5 protein-coding genes are annotated in these 6,094 nt (G+C 40.7%); 2 read left to right on the forward strand and 3 right to left on the reverse strand.

Features of this window, described 5'->3' with window-relative positions; all coding sequences use genetic code 11:
- Positions 1-24: 24 nt before the first annotated feature.
- On the reverse strand, positions 25-2,232 hold the full coding sequence (locus Q1J64_RS05750; RefSeq protein ID WP_301108126.1) for a YhgE/Pip family protein: 2,208 nt from the start codon (positions 2,230-2,232) through the stop codon (positions 25-27).
- A gap of 123 nt (positions 2,233-2,355) precedes the next feature.
- On the opposite strand from Q1J64_RS05750, the gene Q1J64_RS05755 reads away from it, so the two are divergent.
- A complete protein-coding gene (locus Q1J64_RS05755) occupies positions 2,356-3,039 on the forward strand; it encodes a hypothetical protein (RefSeq protein WP_301108127.1) in 684 nt (227 codons plus the stop codon).
- A gap of 315 nt (positions 3,040-3,354) precedes the next feature.
- Here the strand turns inward: Q1J64_RS05755 and Q1J64_RS05760 are convergent, their stop codons facing one another.
- Together Q1J64_RS05760 and Q1J64_RS05765 are read right to left on the reverse strand one after the other, a co-directional pair.
- Positions 3,355-4,029, reverse strand: a complete 675-nt coding sequence (locus Q1J64_RS05760) for a VanZ family protein (RefSeq protein WP_301108128.1) — start codon at positions 4,027-4,029, stop codon at positions 3,355-3,357.
- A 460-nt stretch (positions 4,030-4,489) separates the two neighbouring features.
- The gene (locus Q1J64_RS05765; protein WP_367183397.1) at positions 4,490-4,819 is read right to left on the reverse strand and encodes a CHY zinc finger protein; all 330 of its coding nucleotides are present in this window, start codon (positions 4,817-4,819) and stop codon (positions 4,490-4,492) included.
- A 73-nt stretch (positions 4,820-4,892) separates the two neighbouring features.
- Between Q1J64_RS05765 and Q1J64_RS05770 the strand changes: the two genes are divergently transcribed.
- Entirely contained in the window at positions 4,893-5,918 is a 1,026-nt protein-coding gene (locus Q1J64_RS05770; RefSeq protein WP_301108129.1) for an NAD(P)H-dependent flavin oxidoreductase, read from the forward strand.
- Positions 5,919-6,094 lie beyond the last annotated feature (176 nt).

Below are 6,094 nucleotides of genomic sequence, written 5' to 3' on the forward strand. Positions count from 1 at the left end.
TTACTTATCTTTCCCTCTTGAATCTCAATGAAACAAATCTGTTTCCCGCGACTTAGCAAGCAGCTGATTCGTCGCTTTATTCACTTTCTGCTTCAATAAGAAGCCAAATGTTAACATAATAATTCCAACGACAATGAGAAAAATTAAATCCTTTATAGCACGTGCCCAAACAATTCCTCCTACTGCTTCACGCATTAAATCGATCGCATATGTAAACGGAAGAATTGGATTGATCCACTGAAAGAACTCCGGCAACAGCATCACTGGATACGTACCGCCCGATCCTGCAATCTGCAAGACGAGCATCACAATAGCCATCGCTTTTCCTATATCACCAAACACCGAAACTAACGTATAGACGATCGACATGAAAACTATGCTGATCAACAGGCCGAATAGAATAAACAGCAACGGTGCTTTCACAGTAACCCCCAGCAATAAAATATCTCCCACTGTCACAATAAGCGTCTGAATCAGACCGATCAGGCCGAACGTAAACAATCTTCCTATATAAACTTGCTTCGCTGTAAATTGTCCTTCCCGGTGAATGTCTGTCGATAATAATGAAATCAATAGAAGACACCCTACCCAAATGGCAAGCACGGTATAGAATGGCGTCATACCTGTTCCATAGTTTTTAATCGGGAATAATTTATTTTCATTAAGGATAATCGGCTCTTCAAAGAAACTTCTTTCAGCCTGCGGATTGTTCTGAAGAAGGTGGATAATTTCATTGAGATCCGTCTCGCCTTGAATGCTTTCAATTCGGTCAGCCAGTTGGTTTACTTTCCCAAACACATATGGATACTCATTGAGCGCTTTCTCCACTTGCTGTTTACCGTCAGTCAGATTCCCTTCCGTATCAACGAGTATTCGCTGCACTTCAGGAATCGTCTGCTGCACTTCTGTCAGCAAAGTTTTTGCACTGCCTAATGTCTTCAACGCCTGCGTAATTTCCTGCCGAACAAAAGGCTCAATCGTTTCCGTATACTCTTGTAAGAATGAATCAGCTTTCAACGATGTATCCACTGCAATTTTCTGCAGATCATTCACACCATTTTTCACACGTTTCTGCTCGTCCTGCACCAAGGTATCAATTGTCCGTGCATTCGTCTGGATTTCCACCATTTGATTTTTCAAGTTCCCAATTTTCTCTAAAGCTGCATTGATCGGTGTGTTAATAGTAGGTGCTTCAGGATCAATCACGCCTGTCTGCTGATCTTTTGCTTCTTTCAGTTTTGACGCCAGATCCTTCACCTGATTAAGATCTGCCTCAAGTCCCCCAAGCTTTCCTATACTTCCCGTCACCCGCTCATCCAGACTTTTCTTCGCTTGGTCCCACTCTGTGAAATCAAGCTCAGTCTGCTGGATTTTTTTCAAGAACGCATTGGTATCTTTGGTGATTGCAGTTATTTTCTCAAGATCCGCTTTAATTCTAGGCGCCGCTGCATTTAATTGCTGCTGAGCGGCTGTCAGCTGGCTAATTGTCTCATTTACCGTTTGCATACCTTCCGAAGTGGTCTTCTGCACTTCAGGCATCATCTTCTGCGCCCGATGAATGACTTTCTGGGCAGAACCTGCATCCGCCGCAATCCCTTCCAACGTCTGATGAATGCCAGGCAATTCTTTTTGAATCTCAAATACATAGTCCTCAAACTTTTTAATATCCGGCAAGTCTTTTTCAATTTCAAGACCAAGTTCATTGAATAAATCAAGCACCACACCGTTAACTGTCGAAATGAAACGGCTGCTCACTTTATCGACGATAACAGAGGCCCCTTTTTCGGTAATCTTCGGTGCAATGGAATTGAGTTTTTCATTGACGTAATACTCGATTTCTGCTTTTTCAGGATCCCCTGTGACGACCGTACCAAGTTTCTCTGAGAAGTCTTTCGGAATAAAAATGGCTGCAAAATAATCACCGTACTCTACCCCGACCATTGCTTCTTCTCTGGTGGTAAATGTCCAGTCCATATCTTGATTATCTTTCAAATTTTGTATCAGCTGGTCGCCGACATCAATTTCTTCATCACGGATCATCGCGCCCGTATCTTCATTAACAACCGCAACGGGCAGCGCATCGGTGTGGGAATAAGGATCCCATGCCGCATAAATATTCAGCCAGGCATATAAAGACGGTAAAATTGTCAGACCGCCGATTAGAATCGCCGCTACCCAGTTCTTGCTTATATGTTTCAAATCCATTTTGAAAATAGTCCAGCTTACTTTCATTGGCGCTCCCTCTTCCTTATATAGCCTATTACTTGCTACTATACCCATAACTCAGCTATTCCAGGATAATTAGTGTAACTTTTTTCAATATTCTGCGTCCACTTGTCAAAGGAGTGATGCCGAATGAAGAAATGGATAATGATCGTCAGTGTAGTATTGCTTGCAGGCTGTTCTGGTAACATTTCCAATCCACTGCCTTCTCCCCTGAACTCTGCTATTGACTGGGTGGATTTTGTAAAGTGGAATGACAACACGTACAGTGCAAACTACGAGACGAATGAGCTTGATTTGGATTGGGAAACCGGAGCAGAAGTCGGGAAAGTAAAATACAAGCTGGACGGCCATGCGGGAGCAAATCATAGATCCAAAAACGGAGATGCCGCTTACTTGCCAAAAGGAACCAAGCTTTATGAGATTAAAGGGTATGATCCTGATCTCCGAATTTTTGCAGACGGAAAAGTGTATGAAGTATCGGAAGCAGGGAACTTTGAAACGATCGGTGACTTCCTGGATATACAAGGGAAAGTAAAACGTGTGATTTTACAGAGTGAAGAAGATTTATCTTTGGTCGGAGAATTCTCGGAAGAACATACTGCAGAATTTATCGAGGAATTACTGGCTCTTCCTTATAAAGAGGAATATGAATTATCTGAAGGTAAACGCGTTTTCTATAGTATTGAACTGGAGGACGGTTCCATGACAAGATCGCTGTATTGGCCGGAAACAGGCTACATGACATATGGAGGTAAAGCATCTGACCGAATGAAAGCAATTCTTGAAGAGGAAATGAATAGGTGGGAATACTGACAGAGGGTTTGTATTACTTGCCCACAATCGCGCCTGATTAGCTAGATAGCGGCTTGAAACTGTTGATCTGCGCTGCAGCCGGACACTTTCCGCGGGCACGGCCTCAGTCGCTTGGCTTTTATTCGCAAATAAATTTGCTGTTCCCGCAGGAAGGGCCGTTACGAAGAACGGCTCTTCCAAGCATAAGCGCAGCGTTGGGAGCATATCTTTGCCTTTCGCTGGCTTCCGCTCCAATCAACTAAGTATCCAGAAGTGAATCTTTTGCCATAATCGCACCTTTTGTTGTAATTCAAGAAATCTAATTTACACTCTTTGTTAATGTCTTAGAAGCTTATTTTTCATAAACACTTTTTGATAAAATATAAATAGGAATATTCCAATTATGCCACCGAGTGTATTTAATATAAGATCGTCAATGTCTACTGCACGTCCTCCACCTTCTGAATACAGATACCCTGATTCAATTAAATTTTCGACCAGTTGAAATGTCTCGATAAACAATGTCGTGAAGAATACAATAATAGCTACCTTTCTCTTCTTTGTTACAATTTGTAGTACCAATAAAGAAAATGCAAGTGGCAATAACAAAAATAAATTCCCAAAAGTCTGCATAACTGTTACAGGGGCAACTATCGTTCCAAATAAATCATTATATATAGTTTTAAAAGGGATTAAATTAATTCGGTCAAAATTTATATAGGGATTCCCTATATATTCTTGAGTAAAATAATAAGGGATGTAAATGATAGTTACAAAGCGATGCAAAACAAACAGATATAGCACAAAACCGAATGAAATGATTTGCTCTATGATGTTATTAACTGCTGATTTTCTAATAAGCCCGACAGCTAAAGCAAGGATAATTCCGTAATTCACTATTAGATTTAAATAATCTAAGAAACCAGCTCCGACGTAGATTTCCCTTTTGTATGAGTAAATAAAATAAAGCAAAGACGCAGCAATCAAGCTGTACCACTTGTTGATCCTCATGTTCATTACCCTCTATTCTTTCCAAGTTTTAAGCAAATGTTGGCAATAGGTAAGCATTTGAGTTATCTCCAGCTTTTCCCCTGCTCCACACCGAACGTGCTAGTCTCCTAGCAATCGGTGCTATTTCTCCCGATAATTAACTATTATTCATTTATTGATATTGCTTAGGAAATAGGAATTCGCTTGAACAAATAGATTCTGTCTAATCTTATTCCTATTTATTTTTGTTTGATTATCATCATCGGTGAAACTCTCTTTCCACAGCAATCGATTGTTTTGTAAAAATGGCTTAAATATTAAGTACCACTCTTCGACTGAATGGCCAGTTTATTTAATAAAGATTACTCTCCCTTCTTTTACGTAGAAGAATGCAAATCTTTTACTAATTTTACCAAAGATTCCTTCACCATCTTTGAGAGAATTAATGAACTTCAAATATTAATACAATAAAGACCTATTTTTATCCGGCAAAATATAGATTTCTATGTACACTGCACCCAGGATTAAATCCTGAATGACAGGTCGGGCATCGATAATGGCTGCTAAAATATTCATTCACCGTCAGTTCATACCCGCAACTTCCGCAAAGCACTGCTTTTTCATCAAATTGATCAGAGGGCCAGACAGCGTGTTTGCCACAGCCCGTTGCTTCATGACACTCATAGCAAGGATAATAGTTTTGGCAGCAGTAAAACCTAATTGCTATGCGATCCGCCTTTGTATAGTAGTGTACACATCTAGTTTCGTCGTCTATTATCAGACCATAAACCTCAATTTCGGGCTCTCTCACTTGGTTTCCGCCCCTCTCATTTGATACACTTAATTATAACATGAAAATTGCGACTTCTTAGGAGGAGAATTACTTGCAGCAAACAGTAACTACTCTATCAAAATATCCACTCGTACAAGCACCTATGGCAGGCGTCACGACACCTGAGTTTGTGGCTGCTTGTTCAGAAGCGGGTGCTCTCGGTTCTATCGGTGCCGGATACCTTTCTGCAGAAGATACACGACAATTTATTCAGGGAGTGAAACAACTGACTTCCAGACCTTTTCAAGTGAATCTTTTTGTTCCAGAAGAGACCGCAGCAAGTGAAGATCAAATTGAAAAAGCAACCCATGCATTGCAGCCTATCGCCAATCAGCTGGGGCTTTCAGACAGCAAACCTGCATTTTCATCCAGTGAGTTTGAAGGACAGATCGATGTGATTATCGAAGAAAATGTTCCGGTGTGTTCATTCACGTTTGGTCTGCCAAGTCAAGAAATCATTGACAGATTAAAACAACATCAAATCTACCTGATCGGAACTGCGACAACTTTGAACGAAGCAATGCTGGTAGAACAAGCAGGGTTGGATGCAGTTGTTATTCAAGGTAGCGAGGCAGGCGGACATCGAGGTTCATTCGGTGAAGAGCTGGAATTAATTCCATTGAATCAGCTACTAAATGAAGCTTTGGAAACTATTCAAATCCCGATAATCGCTGCGGGAGGCATTGCAACAAAGGAGCACGTTGACCGCTTGCTGAAATTAGGAGTTACAGCAGTTCAGATCGGTACCGTTTTGCTCGCGACAAATGAAAGTGGTGCCAATCAACATTACAAAGAAGCACTGCTTCAAGCCGAAAAACAGTCTACCGTTCTGACAAAAGTATTTTCCGGCAAATTAGCTCGCGGCATAAAAAATTCTTTCATTGAACAAATGGAGAACTTACCGATTGCGCCTTATCCATACCAAAACGATCTAACTAAACCGCTTAGAAGCGCTGCTGCTAAACAAGGTAAATCAGAGTATTTGTCATTATGGGCGGGTGAGAATGTGCATCTGTGCAAAGCGGGCAGTGTAAAGGAAATAATTGAAGCATTAGCTGACATTAAAACATTTTCCTAAACATTTATTAATTTTATGTTTATCTTTTAGTATATTAGGGGTAAATACTCATATCTTAAACAATATTTCGAGGTGAGCAGGATGTTAAGCAGCTCTTTTAACCAACATACAGCAGAAGAATTTTTAGCTCAGCATAAAGAAGCTTTTGAACAAGAACTTCTGAAACAAGCAGTCAA

The sequence above is a fragment of the Sporosarcina sp. genome (assembly GCF_029257255.1).
Taxonomy (GTDB): domain Bacteria; phylum Bacillota; class Bacilli; order Bacillales_A; family Planococcaceae; genus Sporosarcina.

What these genes read in the sequence shown, in the direction of transcription:
- Q1J64_RS05750 (WP_301108126.1), bottom strand. Translation starts at nt 2,232, where the DNA reads ATGAAAGTAAGCTGGACTATTTTCAAAATGGATTTGAAACATATAAGC.
- Q1J64_RS05755 (WP_301108127.1), top strand. Translation starts at nt 2,356, where the DNA reads ATGAAGAAATGGATAATGATCGTCAGTGTAGTATTGCTTGCAGGCTGT.
- Q1J64_RS05760 (WP_301108128.1), bottom strand. Translation starts at nt 4,029, where the DNA reads ATGAGGATCAACAAGTGGTACAGCTTGATTGCTGCGTCTTTGCTTTAT.